This window comes from Acidovorax sp. MR-S7, from assembly GCF_000400995.2.
Classification (GTDB): Bacteria; Pseudomonadota; Gammaproteobacteria; order Burkholderiales; family Burkholderiaceae_C; genus MR-S7.
The window spans coordinates 19,054-43,487 of sequence record NZ_DF239007.1; the positions used below are offsets into that span (position 1 = coordinate 19,054).

General features: G+C 70.0%; 25 protein-coding genes. 18 read left to right on the top strand and 7 right to left on the bottom strand.

Annotated elements, in window-relative coordinates; all coding sequences use genetic code 11:
- Nucleotides 1-224: 224 nt before the first annotated feature.
- Nucleotides 225-848: a tRNA-uridine aminocarboxypropyltransferase gene (locus AVS7_RS22965; RefSeq protein ID WP_020230293.1), complete on the bottom strand. Its 624-nt coding sequence runs from the start codon at nucleotides 846-848 to the stop codon at nucleotides 225-227.
- Nucleotides 845-1,603: an IclR family transcriptional regulator gene (locus AVS7_RS22970; RefSeq protein WP_020230294.1), complete on the bottom strand. Its 759-nt coding sequence runs from the start codon at nucleotides 1,601-1,603 to the stop codon at nucleotides 845-847. The genes AVS7_RS22965 and AVS7_RS22970 overlap by 4 nt, the downstream gene beginning before the upstream one ends.
- A 121-nt stretch (nucleotides 1,604-1,724) precedes the next feature.
- On the opposite strand from AVS7_RS22970, the gene AVS7_RS22975 reads away from it, so the two are divergent.
- The 14 genes from AVS7_RS22975 to AVS7_RS23040 all read left to right on the top strand — a co-directional run bounded on the left by AVS7_RS22975 (nucleotide 1,725) and on the right by AVS7_RS23040 (nucleotide 14,907).
- Nucleotides 1,725-2,705 carry a tripartite tricarboxylate transporter substrate binding protein gene (locus AVS7_RS22975; protein WP_020230295.1) on the top strand — a complete coding sequence of 327 codons (981 nt, stop codon included), beginning with the start codon at nucleotides 1,725-1,727 and terminating at the stop codon, nucleotides 2,703-2,705.
- A 30-nt stretch (nucleotides 2,706-2,735) separates the two neighbouring features.
- Nucleotides 2,736-3,617: an amidohydrolase gene (locus AVS7_RS22980; protein WP_020230296.1), complete on the top strand. Its 882-nt coding sequence runs from the start codon at nucleotides 2,736-2,738 to the stop codon at nucleotides 3,615-3,617.
- A 22-nt stretch (nucleotides 3,618-3,639) separates the two neighbouring features.
- Nucleotides 3,640-4,638, top strand: a complete 999-nt coding sequence (locus AVS7_RS22985; protein ID WP_020230297.1) for a tripartite tricarboxylate transporter substrate binding protein — start codon at nucleotides 3,640-3,642, stop codon at nucleotides 4,636-4,638.
- Between the two features lie 32 nt (nucleotides 4,639-4,670).
- Nucleotides 4,671-5,357 (top strand): diguanylate cyclase, encoded by a 687-nt coding sequence (locus tag AVS7_RS22990; protein WP_020230298.1) that lies wholly within the window; start codon nucleotides 4,671-4,673, stop codon nucleotides 5,355-5,357.
- Nucleotides 5,354-6,271 carry an NAD(P)-dependent oxidoreductase gene (locus tag AVS7_RS22995; protein ID WP_020230299.1) on the top strand — a complete coding sequence of 306 codons (918 nt, stop codon included), beginning with the start codon at nucleotides 5,354-5,356 and terminating at the stop codon, nucleotides 6,269-6,271. Before AVS7_RS22990 ends, AVS7_RS22995 begins: the two co-directional genes overlap by 4 nt.
- A 26-nt stretch (nucleotides 6,272-6,297) precedes the next feature.
- A complete protein-coding gene (locus AVS7_RS23000) occupies nucleotides 6,298-7,287 on the top strand; it encodes a tripartite tricarboxylate transporter substrate binding protein (protein ID WP_024002160.1) in 990 nt (329 codons plus the stop codon).
- A 12-nt stretch (nucleotides 7,288-7,299) separates the two neighbouring features.
- On the top strand, nucleotides 7,300-8,286 hold the full coding sequence (locus tag AVS7_RS23005) for a tripartite tricarboxylate transporter substrate binding protein (protein WP_024002161.1): 987 nt from the start codon (nucleotides 7,300-7,302) through the stop codon (nucleotides 8,284-8,286).
- A 23-nt stretch (nucleotides 8,287-8,309) separates the two neighbouring features.
- Nucleotides 8,310-9,278 (top strand): tripartite tricarboxylate transporter substrate binding protein, encoded by a 969-nt coding sequence (locus tag AVS7_RS23010; protein WP_020230302.1) that lies wholly within the window; start codon nucleotides 8,310-8,312, stop codon nucleotides 9,276-9,278.
- A 34-nt stretch (nucleotides 9,279-9,312) separates the two neighbouring features.
- Nucleotides 9,313-10,269 carry a tripartite tricarboxylate transporter substrate binding protein gene (locus AVS7_RS23015; protein ID WP_020230303.1) on the top strand — a complete coding sequence of 319 codons (957 nt, stop codon included), beginning with the start codon at nucleotides 9,313-9,315 and terminating at the stop codon, nucleotides 10,267-10,269.
- 5 nt (nucleotides 10,270-10,274) lie between these two features.
- Complete coding sequence (locus AVS7_RS23020; protein WP_020230304.1) at nucleotides 10,275-11,150, top strand: amidohydrolase; 876 nt, start codon at nucleotides 10,275-10,277, stop codon at nucleotides 11,148-11,150.
- A gap of 13 nt (nucleotides 11,151-11,163) precedes the next feature.
- Nucleotides 11,164-12,072: an SMP-30/gluconolactonase/LRE family protein gene (locus AVS7_RS23025; protein ID WP_020230305.1), complete on the top strand. Its 909-nt coding sequence runs from the start codon at nucleotides 11,164-11,166 to the stop codon at nucleotides 12,070-12,072.
- Nucleotides 12,073-12,075: 3 nt separating this feature from the next.
- On the top strand, nucleotides 12,076-12,798 hold the full coding sequence (locus AVS7_RS23030) for an IclR family transcriptional regulator (protein ID WP_020230306.1): 723 nt from the start codon (nucleotides 12,076-12,078) through the stop codon (nucleotides 12,796-12,798).
- Nucleotides 12,799-12,898: 100 nt separating this feature from the next.
- Nucleotides 12,899-13,873 (top strand): tripartite tricarboxylate transporter substrate binding protein, encoded by a 975-nt coding sequence (locus tag AVS7_RS23035; protein WP_034691490.1) that lies wholly within the window; start codon nucleotides 12,899-12,901, stop codon nucleotides 13,871-13,873.
- An 8-nt stretch (nucleotides 13,874-13,881) separates the two neighbouring features.
- Nucleotides 13,882-14,907 carry an amidohydrolase family protein gene (locus tag AVS7_RS23040; RefSeq protein ID WP_020230308.1) on the top strand — a complete coding sequence of 342 codons (1,026 nt, stop codon included), beginning with the start codon at nucleotides 13,882-13,884 and terminating at the stop codon, nucleotides 14,905-14,907.
- Nucleotides 14,908-14,915: 8 nt separating this feature from the next.
- Here AVS7_RS23040 and AVS7_RS23045 read toward each other — a convergent pair whose 3' ends face one another.
- From AVS7_RS23045 to AVS7_RS23055, 3 genes are read right to left on the bottom strand one after another with little or no spacing between them, the layout of a single operon-like run.
- Entirely contained in the window at nucleotides 14,916-15,905 is a 990-nt protein-coding gene (locus AVS7_RS23045) for a tripartite tricarboxylate transporter substrate binding protein (RefSeq protein WP_020230309.1), read from the bottom strand.
- A 14-nt stretch (nucleotides 15,906-15,919) separates the two neighbouring features.
- Nucleotides 15,920-17,143 carry an alpha-hydroxy acid oxidase gene (locus AVS7_RS23050; protein ID WP_024002163.1) on the bottom strand — a complete coding sequence of 408 codons (1,224 nt, stop codon included), beginning with the start codon at nucleotides 17,141-17,143 and terminating at the stop codon, nucleotides 15,920-15,922.
- 58 nt (nucleotides 17,144-17,201) lie between these two features.
- The gene (locus AVS7_RS23055; protein WP_020230311.1) at nucleotides 17,202-17,966 is read right to left on the bottom strand and encodes an IclR family transcriptional regulator; all 765 of its coding nucleotides are present in this window, start codon (nucleotides 17,964-17,966) and stop codon (nucleotides 17,202-17,204) included.
- A 106-nt stretch (nucleotides 17,967-18,072) separates the two neighbouring features.
- Between AVS7_RS23055 and AVS7_RS23060 the strand changes: the two genes are divergently transcribed.
- Nucleotides 18,073-19,260: a beta-propeller fold lactonase family protein gene (locus AVS7_RS23060; protein ID WP_024002165.1), complete on the top strand. Its 1,188-nt coding sequence runs from the start codon at nucleotides 18,073-18,075 to the stop codon at nucleotides 19,258-19,260.
- A gap of 19 nt (nucleotides 19,261-19,279) precedes the next feature.
- Here the strand turns inward: AVS7_RS23060 and AVS7_RS23065 are convergent, their stop codons facing one another.
- Nucleotides 19,280-20,731 (bottom strand): catalase, encoded by a 1,452-nt coding sequence (locus tag AVS7_RS23065; RefSeq protein WP_020230313.1) that lies wholly within the window; start codon nucleotides 20,729-20,731, stop codon nucleotides 19,280-19,282.
- A 162-nt stretch (nucleotides 20,732-20,893) separates the two neighbouring features.
- Here AVS7_RS23065 and AVS7_RS23070 point away from each other — a divergent pair, with 162 nt between their 5' ends.
- Nucleotides 20,894-22,174 carry an NAD(P)/FAD-dependent oxidoreductase gene (locus AVS7_RS23070; RefSeq protein WP_020230314.1) on the top strand — a complete coding sequence of 427 codons (1,281 nt, stop codon included), beginning with the start codon at nucleotides 20,894-20,896 and terminating at the stop codon, nucleotides 22,172-22,174.
- 91 nt (nucleotides 22,175-22,265) lie between these two features.
- Here AVS7_RS23070 and AVS7_RS23075 read toward each other — a convergent pair whose 3' ends face one another.
- Entirely contained in the window at nucleotides 22,266-22,811 is a 546-nt protein-coding gene (locus tag AVS7_RS23075; RefSeq protein ID WP_020230315.1) for a PAS and helix-turn-helix domain-containing protein, read from the bottom strand.
- An 83-nt stretch (nucleotides 22,812-22,894) separates the two neighbouring features.
- On the opposite strand from AVS7_RS23075, the gene AVS7_RS23080 reads away from it, so the two are divergent.
- On the top strand, nucleotides 22,895-23,602 hold the full coding sequence (locus AVS7_RS23080) for a CoA transferase subunit A (RefSeq protein ID WP_020230316.1): 708 nt from the start codon (nucleotides 22,895-22,897) through the stop codon (nucleotides 23,600-23,602).
- Between the two features lie 3 nt (nucleotides 23,603-23,605).
- The gene (locus AVS7_RS23085; RefSeq protein ID WP_024002166.1) at nucleotides 23,606-24,244 is read left to right on the top strand and encodes a 3-oxoacid CoA-transferase subunit B; all 639 of its coding nucleotides are present in this window, start codon (nucleotides 23,606-23,608) and stop codon (nucleotides 24,242-24,244) included.
- Nucleotides 24,245-24,434: the final 190 nt, after the last annotated feature.

Below are 24,434 nucleotides of genomic sequence, written 5' to 3' on the forward strand. Positions count from 1 at the left end.
GGAGCGCCGCAGGCGCGCAGTGAGTTCTGCGGCGCACCCCGCAAGCGTTGCGACACAGGTTGCCCCGCAGCGCAGCGAAGGGGTCGCAGACTTGGGGCGTGCTTCTTTTGCCTCCTTTTCTTGCACGAGCAAGAAAAGGAGGTCGCCCGCCGGGGCGAGTCCCGGCCAGCAACATCAAAACAACTAAGTAGCCAAATATCCATCCAGCCCCCAGTAGGCAAGCGCTAGCAGCTATGGTTTTTGAAGAAATACCCCCGCTGCATCTCCATGAACGCCTGCATCGCTTCCCCCAGCGCAGCGATGGCAGCATTGCCGGGTTCGAGCCGGCGCAACGCGCACTCCACGGCCTCCAGCGTGCTGAGCTGGTGCGCCGCATGCGCCTTGCGGATGGCATAGCGCGAAGGCGGCACATCGTCCAGCGCCAGGCGCGGCAGCCGTTGCAGCGCGGGGTTGGCCCAGAGCATGCGGCGGCTCTTGCGCCAGGTGCCGTCCAGCACCACCAGGCGCAGGCGCGCGGGCTCGGCCAGCCATTCGAGGGGCAGGGCGGGTGCGGGGTGCATGGGGTGCTGCGCATCGGGCGGCGTGGGCGGGTAGAGCAGCAATGCGTGGCGCGGCGGGTCGGCCGCGTGCCAGGGCTGCGCCAGCATGGCAGGATCGAACGCCTCGCCCGCGATCACCCGGCTGCCCGGCAGGCACAGGTGCAGCAGCCGCCCCGTGTTCTTGGCATGGCCTGCCTCCTGCGGGTGCATGAGGACCAGCACCTGCACCGCATGCGCCACGGGCCGCACGGCGGCGCACAGGCAGGCCGTGGCGGGGCGCAGGCAGCGCGCGCACGCAGGGCGTTTCATGGATGCCACTGCGTTGGCCGCACCTGGCTGGGCGAGGGTGCGGCCGCGTTGCCCGCGAGCGCGTAGGACAGGCGGTTGGCCGCCGTGATCACCGTCTGCGCCAGCGCTTCGAGCCGCTCGGCCGGCAGGCGCGAGGCGGGGCCGGAGATGCACACCGAGCCCATCAGCCGCCAGTGCATGCCGAACACGGGCGCCGACACGGTGGCCACGCCCTGTTCGCGCTCGCCGATGGACCAGTGGTAGCCCTTCTGGCGGATCTGCTCGTAGATCGCGCCGGGCTCGCCCGAGAACGCCAGGATCACGCGGCCCGGCGAGCCCTTGTCCAGTGGCAGCCCCTCGCCCATGCGCGCGTGGTGGCGCAGCGCCTGCGGGCCTTCCACGCGCACGAGGCAGGTGCGCACATTGCCCTCGCGCACGTAGAAGGCCGCGCTCTCGCCGCTGGCCTGCGTGAGTTCGCGCAGCGCGGGCTCCAGCACGTTCTGCACGTCGAAGCCCGCCTGGTAGCGCGCGCCCAGCCAGCCGGCGGCCGGGCCCAGGCGCCAGTCGCCGTCCTCTCGCTGGACCATGTAGCCCGACTGCGCCAGCGTGCGCGCCAGGCGCAGCACCGTGGTCTTGTGCAGGCCCGCGCGGCGGCTCAGTTCGGCCAGCGACAGGCGCGATTCGCCGAGGGCGAAGGCTTCCAGCAGTTGCAGCGCGCGGGTGACGGCGGTCACGCCGCCGCCGTCGGATTTCGGGGGGGCAGGAGGGTTGCTCATGGCGCAATGCGTTGCGTTGTGCGAAACACAATTGTATGGGTTGAAACGTTTGCCTAAAGTCGCGCCCCAATGCCGGAAAGCATGCCCGGCATCCGCTTCACCACCCACCAGGAGACAACCCATGCTCATCCGCACGTTCTCGCGCTCCCTGTGCGCGGCCGCCCTCGGCCTGGCCGCCGCCACCGGCGCACTGGCGCAAGCCGCCTATCCCGTCAAGCCGATCCGCCTGATCGTTCCGTTCCCGCCTGGCGGCGGCACGGACATGATCGCGCGCACCGTCGCGCAGAAGGTGGCCGACACGAACAAGTGGAACGTGATCGTGGACAACCGCCCCGGCGCGGGCGGCAACCTGGGCGTGGATGCGGCGGCCAAGGCCGCGCCCGACGGCTACACGCTGGTCATGGGCCAGACCAGCAACCTGGCGATCAACCCCTCGCTCTATTCCAAGCTGCCCTACGACCCGCTCAAGGACCTGGTGCCGGTGGCGCTGGTGTCGTCCGCGCCCATCGTGATGGCCGCGCCCGCCAACACGCCCTACAAGACCTTCGCCGACCTCGTGGCCGCCGCCAAGGCCAAGCCCGACGGGATCACGCTGGGCTACTCGGGCAACGGCACCGTGGCCCACCTGGCGGGCGAGCAGGCCGAGAACGCGGCCGGCATCAAGCTGCGCCACATCCCCTACAAGGGCGCTTCCCAGGCCATGACGGACCTGGTGGGCGGCAATATCGACCTGTACATGTCCGCCGTGCCCACGCTGCTGGGGCAGGTGCGCAACGGCAAGCTGCGGCCCATCGTCGTCACGTCGCTCAAGCGCTCGGCCCAGCTGCCGGACACGCCCACGCTGGCCGAGTCGGGCTACAAGGATTTCGAGGCCATCTCCTGGTACGGCGTGCTGGCGCCCGCGGGCACGCCCGACGCCATCGTGCAGCAGCTCAACAAGGCCATCAACGAGGCCCTGAAGCAGCCCGACGTGGCCGAAAAACTGCGCTCCGAAGGCGGCGACGTGCTCGGCGGCACCTCGCAGAAGTTCGACCAGCTGCTGCGCGCCGAAGTGCCGCGCTGGAGCAAGATCGTCAAGGACTCGGGCGCCAGCCTGGACTGACCGGCATCGACGCCACCGCGCGAGAAGGCCATGGAGACCGTGCCTTTCTCCGCCGGCCGGCAGCGGCCACAGGCCGCGCTGCCCGCCGGTGCCTGCGACTGCCACGTGCACGTCTACGACGGCCGCTACCCCGCGGCCCCCGGCGCGAAGCTGCTGCCGCCCGATGCCTCTGCGCGCGACTACCAGGCGCTGCAGCGGCGCATCGGCACTACGCGCGTGGTGCTGGTCACGCCCTCCACCTACGGCACCGACAACCGCTGCATGCTGGACGGCCTGGCCGCGCTCGGCCCCCAGGCGCGCGGCGTGGCCGTGATCGCGGGCGCCGAGAGCGAGGCCGAGCTGCGCCGCCTGCACACGCTGGGCGTGCGCGGCGTGCGGCTGAACCTGTCGCTGGGCGTATCGGGCACTGCGGACCTGCTGGAGCCGCTGGCGCGCTGCATCGCGCCGCTGGGCTGGCACCTGCAACTGCTGATGGCGCCCGAACTGCTCGCGGCGCACGGCGACGTGCTGCGGCGCCTGCCCGTGCAAGTGGTGTTCGACCACTTCGGGCGTATTCCGCCCGTGTCTGCGCCCGGCGGGGCAGGGCAGGCGGCGCATGCGCTGCTGCGCGAACTGCTGCAGCGCGGGCGCGCGTGGATCAAGCTTTCGGGCGGCTACATCGTGAGCGCGCGCCACACGGTGGAAGACCCCGCGCTCGACCCGCTCGCCGTGAGCTACCTGCGCTGCGCACCCGGGCGCGTGGTGTGGGGCAGCGACTGGCCGCACGCCACCGCGTCGGCCGGCGTGCAGCCCATGCCCGACGACGCCCGGCAGATCGACCGCCTGCACGACTGGCTGCGGCAGGCCGGCGTTTCGCCGCAGCGCGTGCTGGTGGACAACCCGCAGGCGCTCTACGGCTTTCCCCCTCTTTGAACCCAGACAGGAGACGCATTCCATGAACGCACCGCATTTTTCCGCCACGCGCCGCAGCGTGCTGGCCACCCTGGCCGCCGCAGGCGCCACGCTCGCTGCCGGCCCCGCGCTCGCGCAGGAGTGGCCCGCCGGCAAGGTCATCACCTACGTGGTGCCGTACCCGGCCGGCGGCAGCACCGACGTGCTGGGGCGCAACATCGCCCAGCGCCTGGGCCCTCTCCTGGCCACCAACGTGATCGTGGACAACAAGCCCGGCGCCACCGGCACCATCGGCGCGGCCTTCGTCGCACGCGCCCAGCCCGACGGCCTCACGCTGCTGGGCACCACCATCGGGCCGCAGGCCATCGCGCCGCACCTGATGGGCAAGCTGCCCTACGACCCCATCGCCGGCTTCGAGCCCGTCATCACGATCGGCACGATCCCGCACATCCTCGTGACGGCCGTGGGCCAGCCGTTCCAGAGCGTGGCCGACCTCGTCGCTGCGGGCAAGGCGCAGCCGGGCCAGCTGGCCTACGCCTCGGGCGGCAACGGCACCATCCTGCAGATGCAGGCCGAGCTGCTGCAGCAGCAGACCGGCACGCGCTTCATCCACGTGCCCTACAAGGGCGACACGCCCGCGCTGCAGGACACGCTGGGCGGGCAGGTGCAGTTCCTGTTCGCGCCCGCCGCCGCGGCGCTGCCGCACATCCAGGCCGGCAAGCTGCGCGCGCTGGCCGTCACGTCTGCCCAGCGCCTGCCGGCGCTGCCCCAGGTGCCCACGATGGGCGAGTCGGGCTTCAAGGACTTCGTGGTCGAGCAGTGGCACGCCGTGTTCGCGCCCGCCAAGACCCCGGCCGCCATCGTGCAGCGGCTGAACGCCGAGATCGCCAAGACACTGAAAGACCCCGCCGTCACCGAACTGGCCGGCAAGCTGGGCATCACCCTCGCGGGCGGCACGCCCAAGCAGCTCGGCGACCTGCAGCGCGCCGACTCCGCCAAATGGGCCAAGGTGATCCAGGGCGGAAACATCAAGGCCGACTGAATTTCTCCCTCTTCTCCACCCAAGGAACCACCATGAGCCAACTCCCCGAAATCGTCCGTGACATCCAGCGCGTGAGCGCCGAAGTCGTCCAGCAGGCCGCCGGCTTCCAGGCCGCCATCCTCGCCGACGTGGCGGGCCGCCGCGGCACCATGCACGCCCGCGTGGCGCCCGTGCACGAGCGCATGCAGCTCGCCGGCCCCGCGTTCACCGTCGAGGTGCGCCCCGGCGACAACCTGATGATCCACGCGGCCATCGCGCTGGCGCAGCCGGGCGACATCCTCGTGATCGACGGCAAGGGCGACCAGACCGCCGCCCTCATGGGCACGCTGATGATGAGCGCCTGCAAGAAGCTGCGCCTGGGCGGCGTGATCGTGGACGGCGCCATCCGCGACAAGCTGGAACTGCTGGAGCTGGACTTCCCCGTGTTCAGCGCGGGCTTCAACCCGGCCGGCCCGACCAAGTTCGTGCCCGGCCGCATCAACCATCCCATCTCCTGCGGCGGCACGGTGGTGAACCCCGGCGACCTCGTGGTGGGCGATGCCGACGGAGTGGTGGTGATCGAGCGCGCCAAGGCGCCCGCGATGATGGCCCTGGCCGTGAAGAAGGTGGCCGACGAGGCCGCGCGCATCGAAGCCATCGCACGCGGCGACACGGCCTCCAAGTGGCTGCCCGCCGCGCTGCGCGCCGCCGGCGTGCTGAAAGAAGGGGAAGCCCTGTGAGCCGCCCCGCCATCCTCATCACGGCGGCCGACCTCGCGCCGCAGGCACTTGCGCTGCTGACCGACTACGACATCGTCTACGCGGGCAAGACGCCCACGGAAGACGACATCGTCGCCCTGTGCCGCCAGCACAACCCCGTGGCCATCATCGTGCGCTACAGCAAGGTGGGCGCGGCGGCCATGGACGCGGCGCCCGCGCTCAAGGTCATCTCCAAGCACGGCAGCGGCACGGACACCATCGACAAGGTGGCGGCCCAGGTGCGCGGCATCGAGGTGGTGGCCGCCGTGGGCGCCAACGCCGCCGCCGTGGCCGAGCAGGCGCTGGCGCTGCTGCTGGCCTGCGCCAAGTCGGTGCCGCAGCTCAACGAGCGCATGCACGCCGGCCACTGGGACAAGGCCACGCACAAGAGCCTGGAGCTGGGCGGACGCACCATCGGCCTCATCGGCCTGGGCGCCATCGGCCTGCGCTTCGCGAAGATGGTGGATGCGCTGGGCATGCGCGTGCTGGGCTTCGATCCGTTCGCCAAGAACCTGCCGGACTTCGTGCAGCTCGCCGATCTGGAAACGATCTGGCGCGAGAGCGATGCGGTTTCGCTGCACTGCCCGCTGACCGATGACAACCGCGGTTTGCTCAATGCCGACACGCTCGCGCGCTGCAAGCAGGGCGTGATCGTGGTGAACACCGCGCGCGGCGGCCTGATCGACGAGGCGGCGCTGCTCGCCGCCGTGCAGAGCGGCCAGGTGCGCATGGCAGGGCTGGACAGCTTCGCCGTCGAGCCCATGACCGCCGGCCACCCGTTCCAGCACCAGCCAGGCTTCATCCTCAGCCCGCACATCGGCGGCGTGACGAGCGACGCCTACGTGAACATGGGCCTGGGCGCGGCGCGCAACGCGCTGGCGGTGCTGAACCGCTGACTGCCGTGATTCCCAAGGAGACAAACGTGCAATTCAATAAAAAAAGGCGTCTAGCGCTTGCCAGCCAAGCGCTGGCAGCTATTTTTTTGGTAGCAATCGGCCTGCCGGCACAGGCGCAGAACTGGCCCGAGCGTCCCATCAAGCTCGTCGTGCCGTACCCGGCCGGCGGCAACGCCGACAACACCGCGCGCCTCTTGGCCACACAGCTCTCGGATCGGCTGGGCCAGCAGGTGGTGGTGGACAACCGCCCCGGCGGCAGCGGCACCATCGGCGCGGCGGCCGTCGCCAAGGCACCGGCGGATGGCTACACGCTGCTGCTGGACGCGACGGCCTTCACCGTCAACCCCAGCCTGTTCGCCAAGCTACCGTTCGACGCGGCCAAGGACTTCGCGCCCATCTCGCTCGTCATGCAGGCGCCGCTGCTGCTGGTGGTGCCCGCCGCCTCGCCGTTCAAGACCGTGGACGACGTGGTGCAGGCCGCCAAGGCCAAGCCGGGGCGGCTGACCTACGCATCGGCCGGCAACGGTGGCGCGCAGCACTTGGCGGGCGAACTGTTCAAGCAGGGCGCCAAGGTGTCGATGACACACATCCCCTACCGCGGCGGCGCGCCCGCGCTCACCGACCTGATCGGCGGACAGGTGGACCTGATGTTCAGCGCCACCACGGCCAGCGGCCCGTTCGTCAAGAGCGGCAAGCTGCGCGCGCTGGCCATCAGCTCGGCCCAGCGCACGCCGGGCTGGGAGCAGGTGCCCACGGTGGCCGAGTCGGGCCTGAAGGGCTTCCAGGTCAACGAGTGGAACGGCCTGTTCGCGCCCGCCGGCACGCCGCAGCCCATCCTGCAGCGCCTGGAGACCGAGAGCCGCGCCATCGTCGCCGGCCCCGAGATGAAGAAGCGCTTCGCCGAACTGGGCGTGCAGGGCGTGGGATCGAGCGCGCAGGAGTTCAAGTCCTTCGTGCAATCCGAAACCGCCAAGTGGGCCGCCGTGATCCGCACGAGCGGCATCCGCATGGATTGAAGGAGACTCATCATGTTCAAGCCAAATCGGCCTCTAGCGCTTGTGGGGCAAGCGCTGGCAGCTACCGTATTGGTAGCGTCCGGCGCCTGCTTCGCGCAGGCGTATCCCTCCAAGCCGGTCAAGCTGGTGGTGGGCTTCGCCGCCGGCGGCCCCACCGACGTGGTGGCCCGCGCCTTCGCCGACCACGCGAGCCGCGCGCTCGGCCAGCCCTTCGTGGTGGAGAACAAGCCCGGCGCCAACACCATCCTGGCCGCGCAGGCCGTGGCCACGGCGCCGGCCGACGGCTACACGCTGCTGTTCGGCGCCACCAACCACACGATGATCCCGGCGCTCTACGGCGACCGCGTGAAGTTCGACGCGGTGAAGTCCTTCCAGCCCGTGTGCACGGTGGCCACCAGCCCCACGGTGCTGGTCGTGGGCCCGGCGATGCAGGCGCGCACGCTGGCCGCCTACGTCGCCAAGGCGCGCGCAGAGCCCGGCCGCGTGACGGCGGGCACGCCTGGCGTGGGTAGCTCGGGCCACTTCGCCACCGAGCTGTTCGCGCGCGCCAACGGCCTCAAGCTCAACCACGTGCCCTACAAGGGCGCGGCGCCTGTCGTCAACGACCTCATGGGCAGGCAGCTCGACAGCTCGTTCGCCACGCTGGGCTCGGTGCTGCCGCAGGTCGAGGGCGGCAAGCTCACGGCGCTGGCCGTGGCGTCGCCCAAGCGCTCGGCGCTGCTGCCGCAGGTGCCCACCTTCGCCGAGGCCGGCGGCGGCGATTTCTCCGCCGATGCGTGGTACGGCGTGCTGACCCCGGCGGGGGTGCCGACTTCCATCGTGCAAGCGCTCGAAAGCGCAGCGGCGGCCTTCGCCAAGAGCCAGGTCACGGCGGACAAGCTGCGCGGTCTGGGCCTGGAGGCCGCGTCGCTGTGCGGCGCGCCGTTCGCCGAGCAGGTGCGCCGAGAGGCAGTTACCTACACCCGCATCGCGCGGGAGCTCGACCTCAAAGCCGACTGAAACCCGGAAAGGAGACGGATTCCATGAACCGCATGCATTTCCCCTTGTGCGCCGCCCTGGCGCTGGCGTGTGTCGCTGCAGGTGCCCAGGCGCAAACCTACCCGGACAAGCCCGTCAAGATCGTCGTGCCGTACCCGCCCGGCGGCGCGGTGGACCAGGTGACGCGCCGCATCGCGCAAAAGCTCACCGAGCAGACGGGCCAGAGCTTCTACGTGGAGAACAAGGCCGGCGCCACCGGCACCATCGGCGCCACGCAGGTGGCGCGCGCGCCGGGCGACGGCTACACGCTCATGGCCAACGACACCACGTACTCCATCCTGCCGCAGGTCTTCAAGAAGCTGCCGTGGGACTACGCGCACGACCTGGTGCCCGTGGCCGGCTTCAACTTCGCGCCCACGGCGGTGGTGGTGGCCGCCAACTCGCCGTTCAAGACACTGGGCGACATGGTGGCGTACTCGCAGGCCAACCCGGGCAAGCTCAACTACGGCACCGGCGGCGCGGGCACCATGCCGCACTTCGCCACCGTGGCGCTGGAAGGCGCCAGCGGCCTGAAGGCCACGCACGTGCCGTTCAAGGGCGCGGGCGAGGCCACGCTGGCGCTGCTGAGCGGCACCATCGATTTCCAGATCGCCTCCACCCCCGGCGTGATGGGCCAGGTGCGCGGCGGCAAGGTGCGCCTGCTGGCCGTGAGCGGCGACCAGCGCCTGAAGGCGCTGCCCGACGTGCCCACCTTCGCGCAGGCGGGCGCGCCGGACTACAAGGTCGTCAACTTCACGGGCTTGTGGGCCGCCAAGGGCACGCCCGAGCCGGTGCTGGAGAAGCTGCGCAAGGAAATCGCCACCGCCATGGCCAGCGCCGACGTGCAGTCGTTCGCCGACGACCTGGGCGCGGTGCCCGGCGTGGTGAGCGGCAAGGCCTTCGCCGACAAGCTCAAGGCCGATGCCCAACTGTGGGAGGCCGTGGCGGCCAAGGTCGGCATCGACAAGCAGTGACGGCCCCTTATTCCTTTTTTTATCCGGAGACTCCATGAAATCCCTCAAGAAATACTTGCTGGCCGCCTGCGCCTGTGTCACCCTGGCCGCGCACGCCGCGTTCCCCGAGCGCCCCATCACCATCGTCGTGCCCTATGCACCGGGCGGCGCGGCCGATGCCGTGGCCCGCGTGATCGCCAGCCGCATGGGCACCAGGCTGGGCGGCAGCGTGATCGTGGACAACAAGGCTGGCGCCAGCGGCACCATCGGCGCGAGCTACGTGGCGAAGGCGCAGGCCGACGGCTACACCATGCTCTACGACGCCACGCCGTACTCGATCAACCCGCATCTTTTCCCCAAGATGCCGTACGCGGCAGATGCGCTGCAGCCGCTGTCGCTGGTGCTGCTGGCACCCAACATGCTGATCGTGCCGGCCAACTCGCCGTTCAAGAACGTCGGCGAGCTGATCGCCAAGGCCAAGGCCGAGCCGGGCAAGCTCAACTTCGCCTCGGGCGGCAGCGGCACGGTGCAGCGCCTGGCCTCCGAGCTGTTCCGCCAGAAGCTCGGCCTGGACATGGTGCACGTGCCCTACAAGAGCGGCGGCCCGGCCATCGCCGACACCATGGGCGGGCAGGTGGACTTCATGTTCAGCACCATCGCCGCGTCGTACCCGCTGGTGGCATCGGGCAAGCTGCGCGCACTGGCCGTGTCGGCGCCCGAGCGCTCCAAGCGCCTGCCCGACGTGCCCACGGTGGCCGAGGCCGCGATTCCCGGCTACGAGGCGTATGAGTGGAACGGCATGTTCGTGCCCGCAGGCACGCCCGCGCCCATTGCCGCGCAATTGCAGAAGGCCTTGGTCGAGGTGTTGCAGGAGGACGAGGTGAAGCAGCGCCTGGCCGACCTGGGCGCGCAGCCCATCGGCTCCACGCCGGCCGAGTTCGCCGCCTTCCTCAAGAAGGAAGACGCGAAGTGGGGCGAGGTGGTGCGCAAGGGCCACATTAAATTGGACTGAGCGCCATGCCTCCGCTCTCCACCCCCGTGCCGCATTCCGTGGGCCTGAACCGGCCCGCGCGCACGCTGCCGCCGCTGGCGTGCGACAGCCACATGCACATCTTCGACACGCGCTTCGCCCCGTCGCCGCACTGGAAGCGCACGCCGCCCGATGCGCCCGTGGCCGCCTACCGGCTGCTGCAGCAGCGCCTGGGCACGCAGCGCACGGTGGTGGTGACGCCCTCGACCTACGGCACGGACAACGCCTGCACGCTCGATGCGCTCGACCAGTTCGGCGACAGTGCGCGCGGCGTGGCCGTGGTGACGCACGGCGTGGGCGATGCGGAGCTGGATCGCCTGCACGCGCGCCGCGTGCGCGGCCTGCGCGTGAATTTCGTCACGCCGCAGTCGTGGGGCGAAACCACGCCCGACATGCTGACCACCTTGGCCCGCAAGGTGGCGCGGCTGGAAGGCTGGCACATCCAGGTCTTCATGCACCCGGAGCAGATCGTGGCTTTGGCAGGCGTGCTCGCCGCGCTGCCCGTGCCGCTGGTCGTGGACCATCTGGGCCGCATCGACCCGGCCGAGGGGCCGGCCGCCGCAGCCTATGGCGCGCTGCGCCGGCTGCTGGATGGTGGCAACACCTGGGTCAAGCTCTCGGGTGCGTACATGCGCTCCACGGTGCACGGCCCCAGCTATGCCGATACGCTGCCGCTGGGCCGCGCGTTGGTGCAGGCCGCGCCCGAGCGGCTGGTGTGGGGCAGCGACTGGCCGCATACCACGGAGGCGCCGGGCACGGTGAACGATGCCGACCTCGTGGATCTGCTGCAAGCCTGGGCTGGCACGGACGCGGCGATGGACCGCATCCTCGTGGACAACCCGGCGCGCCTCTACGGTTTTTGAAAAGGAATCCGCCATGTTTCTGCTGCAAGCCCCCCAGGTCCGTGAACTGGAGCTGTTCACGTCCATGCCCGAAGCGCTGCGCCGCCGCGAGCGCAGCGACTGGGCCGATGCCAACCGCGGCGGCGCGGTGGCCGATTCGTTCCTCGAAGGGCCGGTGTTCGACGAGGCCGGCAACCTCTACGTGACCGACATCCCCTGGGGGCGCATCTTCCGCATCGACCCGCAGGGCGTGTGGACGCTGGTGGCCGAGTACGACGGCGAGCCCAACGGCATGAAGTTCCTGGATGCCGGCACGCTGCTCATCACCGACTACAAGAACGGTTTGATGCGCCTGGATGTGGCGACGGGTAAGGTCACGCCGTACCTGCAGCGCCGCAACAGCGAGCGTTTCAAGGGCGTGAACGACCTGATCTTCGACAGTCAGGGCAATCTGTATTTCACCGATCAGGGGCAGAGCGGCCTGCACGAGCCGAGCGGGCGCCTGTATCGCCTGCGGCCCAACGGCCAGCTCGACCTGCTGCTGGCCAACGTGCCCAGCCCCAACGGCGTAGCGCTGTCGCCCGACGAGCGCGTGCTGTACCTGGCCGTCACGCGCGGCAACTGCGTGTGGCGCGTGCCGCTGCTGCCCGACGGCAGCGTGGCCAAGGTGAGCCAGTTCTTCACGTCCTACGGCCCCAGCGGCCCGGACGGGCTGGCGGTGGATGCCGAGGGCCGCGTGCTCGTCGCCAACCCGGGCCTGGGCTACGTCTGGGTGCTCAACGGCCGCGCGGAGCCGGTGCAGGTGCTGCGTGGCGTGCCGGGCAGTTCCACCACCAACCTGGCCTTCGGCGGGGCCGACCGGCGCACGCTCTACGTGACCGACTCCACGCACGGCCGCATCCTGCGCGCCGCGATGGACGCGCCGGGCCTTTCGCTGCACTGAGCCATGCCGGGCACCCTGGAGCAGGTGCAATCCGTGGCGCGGGCGCTAGCGGTGCTCAAGGCGTTTTCGGGCGACGAGGCCTTCGTGCCGCTGGCCGAGCTGGCGCGGCGCACCGGCATGCACAAGCCCACGGTGCTGCGCCTGGCGCGCACGCTGGCGGCCGAGGGCTTCCTGGTGCAGCGCGCCGACGGCGCGTGGCGGCTGGGGCCGAGCGCGGGTGCGCTCGGGGCGCGCTACCAGGCGCAGTTCGACGTGAACGCCATCATCGAGCCGCAGCTCATGGAGCTGTCGGCCGCCACGGGCGAGAGCGCCTCGTTCCATGTCTACGAGGACAACATCCGCAGCTGCCTGCTGCGCTGCGAGGGGCCGCGCGGCATACGCCGCCACGTGCGTCCGGGCGAGCTGCTGCCGCTGGAGCGGGGCTCAGCGGGCCGCGTGATCCTGGCCGCGCTGGGGGAGGGCGGCGCCGTCTACGACCGCATCCGGCGCGAGGGCTATAGCATCACGCGTGGCGAGCGCAGCGCGGGCGCGGCCAGCGTGTCGGCGGCGGTGCAGGGCGCGCAGCGCGCGGTGCTGGGCTCGGTAAGCATCTCCGGCCCCATCGAGCGGCTGACGCAGGAGTTGCTGCAGGCCTGCGCCCCCGACGTGGTGCGCGCGGCGGCGCAACTGTCGTGGAAGCTGGGCGGCGTGTCGGTGGCGGCGCTGCGCTCGATCTGGCATCCCTGACCCGTTACGCCTGCCGTAACGCGCTTCGCAGCGCGCCGCATCGTTCCTACCATCGCGCCGCGGCCCCACGTGGAGGGCCCTCAGGAGACAAACCGTGATGATGAAGCGAGCCGTATTCGGCGCAGCCCTGTGCGCATGCGCAGCCTTGATCGCCCCGCAGGCCATGGCCCAGGCGGACACCTACCCCGCCAAGCCCATCCGCGTGATCGTGCCCTTCGCCGCGGGCGGCCCGGCCGACGTGATCGCGCGCGAGATGGCGCAGTCGCTGGGCAAGGACCTGGGCCAGTCCATGGTGGTGGAGAACATGGGCGGCGGCGCCGGCGTGCCCGCTCTCAACACCGTGGCGCGCGCACCGGCCGATGGGCACACGCTGCTGTTCGCGGCATCGGGCAACGTGGTGATCCAGCCGCTGCTGGCCAAGAACCGCGTGGACATCCTCACCCAGCTCGCCCCCGTGGGCATGGTGACCACCAGCCCGCACGTGCTGGTGGTATCGAGCAAGCTGCCCGTGCGTACGGTGAAGGAGCTGACCGACTACGCCAAGGCGCATCCGGGCGCGGTGAATTTCGCCTCGGCCGGCGTGGGCGGCCTCGCGCACCTGGGCGCCGAGCTGTTCAAGCGCGCGGCGGGCATCGAGGCGCGGCACGTGCCCTACAAGGGCACGTCGCAGGCCATGACCGACCTGGCCTCGGGCGAGGTGCAGGCCATGTTCAGCAGCCTGCCGTCGATGAAGGGCATGATCGACAAGGGCGCGATCCGCGTGGTGGGCGTCACCGGGCCCTCGCCGTCGCCCGCGTACAAGGACATTCTGTTAATCAGCAAGGCCGGCGTGCCCGGCTTCGAGTACACGACGTGGTACGCCCTCTACGCCCCGGCGGGCACGCCCGCGCCGGTCATCGCCCGGCTCGGCAAGGCGCTGTCGGCGCTCGCCGCCGACAAGGCGTTCGACGACCGGCTGCAGGCCCAGGGCGTGGACCTGCACGTGACCTCGGCCAAGGAACTGGGTGAGCGCACGCGCAAGGAATCGGCCGAGTGGGACAAGGTGATCCGCGAATCCGGTATCGAACTGAACTGAGCCCGTCCATGATCATCGACTGCCACGGCCACTACACCACGGCGCCCAAGGCGCTCAACGACTACCGCGCGCGGCAGGTGGCGCTGCTCGCGGAGCCGGGCGCGCCCGCACTGAGCCCGGACGTGCGCATCAGCGACGACGAGATCCGCGCCAGCCTGGAGCCGAACCAGCTCGCCACGCAGCGCCTGCGCGGCGTGGACATGACGATCTTCTCGCCCACGGCCGGCGCCATGGCGCACCACGTGGGCAACGCGGTGACCAGCCGGCACTGGACGCAGGCCTGCAACGACCTGATCCACCGCGTGACGCACCTCTATCCGCACGAATTCGCCGCCGTGTGCCAACTGCCGCAGTCGCCGCGCTCGGGCATGGCGCAATGCGTCGCGGAGCTGGAGCGCTGCGTGAACGAACTGGGCTTCGTGGGCTGCAACGTCAACCCCGATCCCTCGGACGGCTACTGGACCGACCCGCCGATGACGGACCGCTACTGGTACCCGCTCTACGAAAAGATGGTGGAGCTGGACGTGCCCGGCATGGTGCACGTGAGCTGCTCGTGCAACCCCAACTTCCACCACACGGGTGCGCACTACCTGAACGGCGACACGGCCGCGTTCATGCAGTTCGTGCTGTCGGATCTGTTCAAGGACTTCCCCACGCTGCGCCTGGTGATCCCGCACGGCGGCGGCGCCGTGCCCTACCACTGGGGCCGCTACCGCGGGCTGGCGCAGCAACTGAACCGCCCGCCGATGGAGGAGCTGCTGCGCAACGTGTTCTTCGACACCTGCGTGTACCACCAGCCGGGCATCGACCTGCTGCTGAAGGTGATCCCGGCGGACAACGTGCTGTTCGCCTCGGAGATCTTCGGCGCGGTGAAGGGCGTGGATCCCCAGACCGGCTTCAACTTCGACGACACGCGCCGCTACGTGGATGCGGTGCAGGGCGTCTGCGACGCCGAGCGGCACAAGCTCTTCGAGCAGAACGCGCGCCGCGTGTACCCGCGCCTGGATGCGCTGCTGCGCGGGCAGGGGCGCTGACGCAGGATTCACTCCGCCGTCAGCAGCCCCGACTGGATGAGCCCGGCGTAGGTCTCGGCCTGGCGCGCCAGGAACTTCTCGAAGTCCGCCGTTGCCATCCTGGTCGGTACGCCGCCGATGTCTTCCACGCGCTTGCGCGTGGCGGCGTCGGCCAGCACGGCGTCGTTGGTCTCGATGAGCCTGTCCACCACGGCCTGGGGCACGGCGCGCGGCGCCATGACGGCGGTGAAGGGGGCGATGTCCACCTCGGGCTGCCCCGCCTCGGCCATGGTGGGTGTGCCGGGAAGCGAAGGCACCCGCTGCGGGAAAACCACGCCCAGCGCGCGCAGCTTGCCGCCCTTGACCAACTGCAGGGCCGAGGGCAGATCCGTAGCGACGGCGTCGAGCTGGTTGCCCAGCAGATCCTGCACGGCAGGGCCGGCGCCCTTGTAGCCGGCGATCACGAACTGCGTGCCCAGCGCCTTCTGCATCTGCAGGATGTTGACGTGGCCCGCCGTGCCGTTGCCCGGATGGCCGATCCGCAGCTCGCCCGGGCGGGCCCTGGCATGGGCCGCGAAGTCCTGCCAGGTCTTGAGGGCCGAGCCGGCATTGACCACCAGCACGCCCGGCACCAGCGTGAGCAGGGCCACGGGCTTCATGTCCTTCAGGCCATACGTGGCCGCCTTGCCCGCCATCTGCCAGCTGGAGACGATGGGCCCGGTCGTGCCCATGAGCAGGGTGTAGCCGTCGGGCTCGGAGCGCACCATCTGCGAGGTGCCGATCATGCCGCCCGCCCCGCCGCGGTTGTCGATCACGAAAGGTTGGCCCAGGCGCTGGCCGTAGGCCTCGGCGAAGATGCGCGCGGTGCTGTCGGCATTGCCGCCGGGCACGAAGGGCACGATGACCTTGACGGGCCGGGCGGGGTAGCCGCCGGGCTGGGCCAGTGCGTTGGGCATCGGGCCGAATGCCGTGGCGAGCGTAGCCGCCAGTGCGGCGCGCCGGGTGAGGGTGGTTTGCATGGAAGTCTCCTTCTTCAAGCGGGGATGAGGTGGCCGTCGTTCAGCTCGGCCAGCGAGGACACGCCCAGCAGGGCCATGTCGCGGTGGATCTCGTCGTACAGCAGGCCGATGGCGTGGGCCACGCCGGCCTGCCCGCCCACCGCGGCGGCATAGGCCATGGGGCGGCCGACGAACACGTGGTCCGCGCCCAGGGCCAGGGCCTTGAGCACGTCGGTGCCGCGGCGCACGCCGCTGTCGAGCATGAGCGCCATGCTGCCCTTCATGCGAGCTGCTTCGGACACGGTGCGCAGCGGCGGCGCCGTGCCGTCGAGCTGCCGGCCGCCGTGGTTGGAGAGGATCACGCCGTCGGCGCCGGCCTGCTCGGTGCGCCGTACGTCGTCCGGCGAGATCAGCCCCTTGACGACGAGCCGGCCCGCCCACAGGCGGCGGATGAGGGCGAGGTGTTCCCAGTTCAGGTGGTCGCGCAGGCCGAACTGGCGCACCACGCTGCGCGAGATGATGGGAACGCCCCGGCCGGCGCCGGCGTTCTCGAAGTGGGGCATGCCGTTCTTCACCAGCGTCTGGGCGAGAGTGCCCAGCAGCCAGCGCGGGCGGACCAGGCCGTCCCAGGCCAGGCGCAGACTGGGGCGCAGCGGCGTGGAAAACCGCACGCGCACGTTGTTCTCGCGGTTGGCGAGCGTGGCGGTGTCCACCGTCACCACCAGCGTACGAAAGCCTGCTTGCGTGACGCGCTGCACCAGCCCCTCGATGTGCGCGGGCTCGCCGGGAATGTAGGCCTGGAACCAGCCGCAGGTGGGCGCGGCCTGCGCGACCCGCTCCATGGGGGTCAGCGACGCGCCGCTCAGCACGAACGGAATGCCGGCGGCCTCGGCGGCGCGGGCCAGGGCCAGGTCGCCCTCGAAGGCGAAGAGCGCGCACAGGCCCATGGGCGCGATGCCGAAGGGCGCGCGGTAGGCCGTGCCCATGAGCGTGGTGGCCTGGTCGCGGCGCGAGACGTCCACCAGCACGTTGGTGCGGAACAGCCATTGGCGGAAGGCGGCGGCATTGGCCTGCAGCGTGACGTTGTCCTCCACACCGCCTTGCAGGTAGCCGAAGATGGGGCGCGGCAGCACGCGCCGGGCGGCGGCTTCGAGGTCGCCCAGCGAGAGGATGCCGCGCAGGCGGGGCGGCAGGTGGCTGCGGGCGTTCGGCGCGGGGCCGAGCTGCTGGCGGGGCGGGTTCTGGGTCATGGGGCGCATTGGAAACCTGCGCCGCCGGCCATCGCAATGCGTTACGCAATGCGTGATGGCGAGGAGGTCAAGGGTGCCAGGTGGCGCGCAGCGCCGTGGCCGGCATGCCGCCGAGCGCCGTGCCCAGCTGCCGCGCTGCGGCCACGGTGTGCGGCGCGTGGCGGCGCAGCAAGGCGATGGTCAGCCGCTCCACGGGGCCGGAGGTGCTGATGGCGCCCAGCACCATGCCCTGTGCCCCGCGCACGGCCGCCGCCACGCTGGCCGCGCCGGTGGCCCGCTCGGCGCGCGCGTAGTGGTAGCCGCGGCGGCGGATGCGTTCGTACATGTCGCCGGGCTGGCCGAGGGCCGCGAGGATCACGCGGCCGGGTGCGCCCAGTTCCAGCGGCAGGAGCTCGCCGGAGCGGGGATGGTCGGGCCGTGCGGTGGGGCCGTCGCAGCGCATGAGGCAGCTGCGCAAATTGCCTTCGTAGACGTAGAACGAGGCGCTTTCGCCGGTGAGCGCGGAGAGCTGGCGCAGGATGGGCTCGATGGCCGATTCCACGTCGAACTGGGCCTGGTAGCGCGAGCCGATCCAGCCCGCGGAAGGGCCCAGCCGCCACGCGCCGTCCCCCCGCTGCACCAGGAAGCGCGAGAGCGCCAGCGTGCGAGCGAGCCGCAGCGCCGTGGGCTTGTGCATGCCGGTGCGGCGGGCCAGCTCGGCCAGCGGCAGGAACTGCTCGTCGCCGTGGAAGGCGGTGAGGATGCACATGGCGCGGTGCACGGCCTGCACGTGGTCGCGGGACAGTTCTGGCGGTGTGCCACTGGTTGGCTGGAGCAGCGGGCGTGTGGACATGGAGGCATGGTAGCCATGCGGCAGGGTGTTACGCAATGCGTAACGGATTGGCAGGCGGGATGGGTATCGCCATCATTGCTGGGCATATCTTTGCAAGGAGACGTTCGTGGCGGGCACTTCCCCATCGTTGGCCGGGGGTGAGGAATACTTCTTCGCGGCAGTCGGCGACCGACTGATCCGCTACGCACTGGATGCGGACGGCCGTATGCGCGAGATCGCCGCGCTGGCCATGCCCTGCAACGTGCAGTACGCCTGCCTCGACCCCGCGCGTGCGCTGCTGTACGTGGCCTGCAGCAATGGCGGCGTGGGCAGCCGGGGCGACCGGCACCGGCTGGCGCTGGTCGCCGTGGATGGGGCGATGCGCATGCTGATGGAGCCCATCGCGCTGCCGCACCGGCCCATCCATGCGGCGCTCGATCTTGCAGGGCATCGGCTGCTCATCGCCTACAACCTGCCCGCCGCGTTGAGCGTGCATGCGCTGGACGGGAAGGGCAGGGTGGACCGATGCATCGGCCATTGGGAAGGGGCGGATCTCGTGGGCTGGTTCCCGCACCAGATCCTGCCCGTCCCCGGCAGCGATGAGGTGCTGTTGACCTGCCGCGGCGACGATGCCACGGCGGAGGGTGCCGAGAATCCCGGATCGCTGCGCGTGCTGCGCATCGAGCAGGATCAGGCGAGGCTCGTGCAAGTGGTCTCGCCACGGGGCGGCTTCGGTTTCGGTCCGCGCAACTGCGCGTTCCATCCCACGGCGCCCTGGATGTATGCCGTGCTGGAGCGGCAGAACGCGCTGGCCATGTTCCAGGTCTGCAAGGGCCGTATCGCCGCGCAGCCGGCCTGCACCGTGGGCATGCTGCAGCACCCGGAGCGCATCCACCGCCCGCAGCTCGCCGGTGCGCTGGAACTGCATCCCAACGGCCGCTTCGCCTATGCGGTGAACCGCTCGCACGCCGTGGTGCCGGATGGGCCCCACATGGTCTGGGCGGGTGGCGAAAACAGCATCGTGGTCTTCCGGCTCGATGCGCGCACGGGCGAGCCGGTACGGATACAGACCACGCCGCTGCACGGCCTGCACGCGCGCTGCATCGCCATCGCGCAGGGCGGCCGGCTGCTGGTGGCTGCCCTGCGGCAGGCCAGCCAGCGGCGCACGGACGCGGGCGTCGAGGACTGCCCGGCTGGCTTCAGCATCTTGCGCATAGGCCATGACGGCTGCCTGGCGCCGCTCGATCACGTTGCGGTGCCGGTCGGGACCGGGCAGCTTTTCTGGGCCGGTAGCGGCCAGGACGGGGAGCGCTGAGCGCCCCCGGCTGCCGCGTTTACAGCTTGCCTGCGCGTTGCGCCTCGATGGCGGCCTTCACGCCCGCGCCGTAGGCCGGATCGGCCTGGGTGCAGTGCGCGATGTGCTTGTCCACGATGTGCTGCGAGACGCCCGCGATGGCGCGCGCGGTGTTCTCGAACAGCAGCTGCTGCTTCTCGGGCGTCATCAGGCGGAACAGGTCGCCGGGCTGGGTGAAGTAGTCGGCGTCGTCCTCGCGGTAGTTCCAGCGGCTGGCGTCGCCGTAGAGCTTCTCGATGGGCTCGGCGTACTGCGGCTGCTCCTGCCACTCGCCCTTGGTGTTGGGCTCGTAGGCGATGGTGCGGCCGAAGTTGCCGTCCACGCGCATGGCGCCGTCGCGGTGGTAGTGGGCCACGGGGCAGCGCGGCGCGTTCACCGGGATCTGGTGGTGGTTCACGCCCAGGCGGTAGCGCGCGGCGTCGGAGTACGAGAACAGGCGCGACTGCAGCATGCGGTCGGGCGAGGGGCCGATGCCGGGCACCAGGTTGCTCGGCGCGAACGAGGCCTGCTCGACCTCGGCGTAGTAGTTGTCGGGGTTGCGGTTGAGCTCCATCACGCCGACTTCGATGAGCGGGTAGTCCTTCTTGCTCCACACCTTGGTCAGGTCGAAGGGGTGGAAGCGGTAGGTCTGCGCCTGCTCCTCGGTCATGATCTGCACGCACAGCTTCCACTTCGGGAAGTCGCCGCGGTCGATGGCTTCGAGCAGGTCGCGCTGGCTGCTTTCGCGGTCGCTTGCGACCACTTGGGCGGCATCGGCGTCGGAGAGGTTCTCGATGCGCTGCTGGCAGACCCAGTGGAACTTCACGTAGTGGCGCTCGCCGGCCTGGTTGATGAGGCTGTAGGTGTGCGAGCCGAAGCCGTGCATGTGGCGGTAGCCGCGCGGGATGCCGCGGTCGCTCATCACGATGGTGACCTGGTGCAGCGCCTCGGGCAGGCCGGTCCAGAAGTCCCAGTTGCTCTCGGGGCTGCGCAGGTTGGTGTAGGGGTCGCGCTTGACGGCCTTGTTCAGGTCGGGGAACTTGAGCGGGTCTCGGAAGAAGAACACGGGCGTGTTGTTGCCCACGAGGTCCCAGTTGCCTTCCTCGGTGTACATCTTCACGGCGAAGCCGCGGATGTCGCGCTCGGCATCGGCCGCGCCGCGCTCGCCCGCTACCGTGGAAAAGCGCACGAACAGATCGGTCTGCTTGCCGACATCGGAGAACACCTTGGCGCGGGTGTAGCGCGTGATGTCGCCGGTGACGGTGAAGGTGCCGTAGGCGCCCGAGCCCTTGGCGTGCATGCGGCGCTCGGGGATCACCTCGCGGTGGAAGTGGGCGAGCTTCTCCAGGTGCCACAGGTCCTGCAGCAGCATGGGGCCGCGCGGGCCGGCGGTGAGCGAGTCCTGGTTGTTGGCGACGGGCGCGCCGGCTGCGGTGGTGAGGCGGTGGGTCATGGTCGTACTCCTTCTTTCAGTGGCGATAAATAGATAACAACTATTTATTTGTAGAAAATTATTGCCATTTACTATGTTGAGGGCAAGACAAAAGCCATTGAATTTCTGCAACGCCGCCATAGCCGCTGCCTTCTACACTGCATGCAAGGAAAGGATGGGCGCATGCATTTCGACATCGTGATCGTGGGCGGCGGCGCGGGCGGGCTGGAACTGGCGGCGCGGCTGGGGCGCCAGCTCGGGCCGCGCCAGGGGCGCGAGCGCGTGCTGCTGGTGGACCGGTTCGCGTTCCATATCTGGAAGCCGACCTTGCACGAAGTGGCGGCCGGCACGCTTGATGTGCATCAGGAGGGACTTTCGTACACGGTGCTGGCGCGACGCAACCACTTCAGCTTCGCCATGGGCGAGCTGGCGGGGCTGGATGCCGGGCGCAGGACGCTCGCCCTGGCGGCCCTGCACAACGCGCGCGGCGAGGAGGTGGTGCCCGCGCGCACGCTGAGCTACACGCGCCTGGTGCTGGCGCTGGGCAGCGGCTCCAACGCCTTCGGCACGCCGGGTATCGAGCACGCCTACCTGCTGGAGAACGTGCGCGACGCGCAGCGCTTCCACGCCGACTGGCTGAGCGCCTGCGCACGGGCCTCCTTCTCCGAGGCGCGCGCCTTGTCCATCGCCATCGTGGGCGCGGGCGCCACGGGGGTGGAACTGTCGGCCGAGCTGCTCGAAGCCCATGCCGAGCTGCTGGAGAGCCTGGGCAGCAGCCAGCGCTTCCGCCTGGACGTGACGCTGGTGGAGGCGGGCGAGCGCATCCTGGGCGGCCTGCCCGAGCGCATCTCCAGCCAGGCCGCCGTGGCGCTGCGCCGCAAGCAGGTGCGGGTGATGACGGCCACGCGCGTGCTGGAGCTGCGCCCGGGCGTGCTGGTCATCTCCGCGGGCGAGATCCAGGCCGACATGGTGGTCTGGGCCGCCGGCATCAAGGCGGCCGACATGAACGCCACGCTGGGGCTGGAGGTCAACCGCCTCAACCAGTTCGTGGTGGACGAGCGGCTGCACACCTCCGCCCCCGGCGTGCTGGCGTTGGGCGACTGCGCCGCCTGCCCGTGGGTGGACGGCCGCACGGTGCCGGCGCGCGCGCAGGCCGCGCACCAGCAGGCGGACTACCTGGCGCGCGTGCTGGTCGCGCTGCTGAACGAGCGCGAGGTGGCCGAGCCGTTCCGGTACCGCGACTTCGGCTCGCTCGTCTCGCTGGGCGAGAACAAGGGCGTGGGCAACCTGATGGGGGGCCTGGCCGGGCGCAACTTCTTCGTCGAGGGGCTGATCGCCAAGTGGATGTACATCTCGCTGCACCTGAACCACCACCGCGCCATCCTCGGGCTGGGCAAGACGGCGGTGCTGGCGCTGGCGCGGCTGCTGCAGCAGCGTGTCTCGGGGCGGCTCAAGCTGCACTGAAAACGATAGCTGCTCGCGCTTGCTGTACAAGGGTTTGAAGGTGATTTCACCCTGAAACCCTTGCCTGGCAAGCGCAGGCAGCTCTCGTTTCTCAACCAGCCATGAGCTTCTGCACCAGGTCGGCCGCCGTGGAGGCGTTGTACTTGCGCATCAGGCGCGCGCGGTAGATCTCCACCGTGCGGTGGCTGATGTCCAGCGCGCGGCCGATTTCCTTGGAGGTCATGCCGTCCAGCAGGCGCGCGGCCACCTCGCGCTCGCGCGCGGTGAGCTCGGCGCGCACGGGGCGCTGGGCGCTCAGGTCCTCGAAGCTCCAGATGCCCGAGGAGTGCGGGTCTTCGCGGTTGAGCGCGCGGCCCGACACGTGGCACCAGAAGATCTCGCCGCTCGCCCGCTTCATGATGCGGTTGTCGGCGTAGTGGCCCTTGGCGTTCAGGATGGGCTCCATGCGCTTGCCCAGGCGCTCGTACTCGTCGGCCGTGGGGTAGAGGATGCGGAAGGACTGGCCAATGAGCAGCTCGCGCGAGGCGCCGAACATCTCGCACACGTGGCGGTTGCAGTCCACCATGGTGCGGTTGCGCGAGATCACCAGTCCCACGGGAGCCATCTCGAAGGCCAGGCGGTAGTCGGCAACGTCCATGGGTACAACTATTTAGGGAAAACTACTTAAGGGGGTACGTAGTATCGTAGCGCATTCAATACCCCCAAACCAGGAGACACGCAGTGAAAAAGCTCTATCCCTCCGCGGCCGAGGCGCTCAAGGGCGTGGTCGCCGACGGCCAGCTCATGGCCGTCGGCGGCTTCGGCCTGTGCGGCATCCCCGAGGCCTTGATCGAGGCGCTGCGCGACAGCGGCGTCAAGGACCTGACCATCGCGTCGAACAACGCGGGCGTCGACGGCTTCGGCCTGGGCAAGCTGCTGGAGACGCGCCAGATCAAGAAGATGATCGCCAGCTACGTGGGCGAGAACAAGGAGTTCGAGCGCCAGTACCTCGCAGGCGAGCTGGAGCTGGAGTTCACGCCCCAGGGCACCCTGGCCGAGAAGATGCGCGCGGGCGGCGCCGGCATCCCCGCCTTCTTCACCAAGACCGGCGTGGGCACGCAGGTGGCCGAAGGCAAGGAGCTGCGCGAGTTCGACGGCCAGACCTACGTGATGGAGCGCTCCATCGTGGCCGACGTGTCGCTGGTCAAGGCCTGGCGCGCCGACACCTCCGGCAACCTGCAGTTCCGCCTGACGGCGCGCAACTTCAACCCCGCCGCCGCCACCTGCGGCAAGGTCTGCATCGTGGAAGTGGAGGAGGTCGTGGAGCTGGGCCAGCTCCAGCCCGACGAGATCCACCTGCCGGGCATCTACGTGCACCGCATCGTGCACAACCCTACGCCCGAGAAGCGCATCGAGAAGCGCACGATCACCGAAAAAGCAGGAGCCTGAACCATGCCTTGGACCCAAGACCAGATGGCCGCACGCGCGGCGCAAGAGCTGCAGGACGGCTTCTACGTGAACCTCGGCATCGGCATTCCCACGCTGGTGGCCAACCACACGGGCGACAAGGAAGTGTGGCTGCAGTCCGAGAACGGCATGCTGGGCATCGGCGCGTTCCCCACCGAGGACCAGGTGGACGCCGACCTCATCAACGCCGGCAAGCAGACGGTGACGACCATCCCCGGCTCGTCCATCTTCGGCTCCGACCAGTCGTTCGCCATGATCCGCGGCGGCAAGATCAACCTGTCCATCCTGGGGGCCATGCAGGTCAGCGAGCGCGGCGACCTGGCCAACTGGATGATCCCCGGCAAGATGGTCAAGGGCATGGGCGGCGCCATGGATCTCGTGGCCGGCGTGGGCCGCGTGATCGTGCTCATGGAGCACGTGGCCCGCAAGAAGGACGGCACGACCGACCTGAAGATCCTGCCCCAGTGCACGCTGCCGCTGACCGGCGTGGGCGTGGTGGACCGCATCATCACCGACCTGGGCGTGTTCGACGTCACCCCCCAGGGCCTGAAGGTGGTGGAACTGGCGCCGGACGTGGGCTTCGACGAGGTGCAGTCCAAGACCGGCGTGACGCTGCTGCGCTGAGAGGGTTGCGGGCCCTGCGGGCCCGAGCCGGGAAGCCGGGCGCATGCCCGGCTTTTTTCATTTCACCATGACTCCAGCACCGAACTTCGCTGGACTACGCCGAAGCCCGATACAGCAGGTTTATCAATAACTTAGGCGAGTTCAACATATGCCGGTGCTTTCCGAAACCTGACCTGGCTTCCCCTCTGCT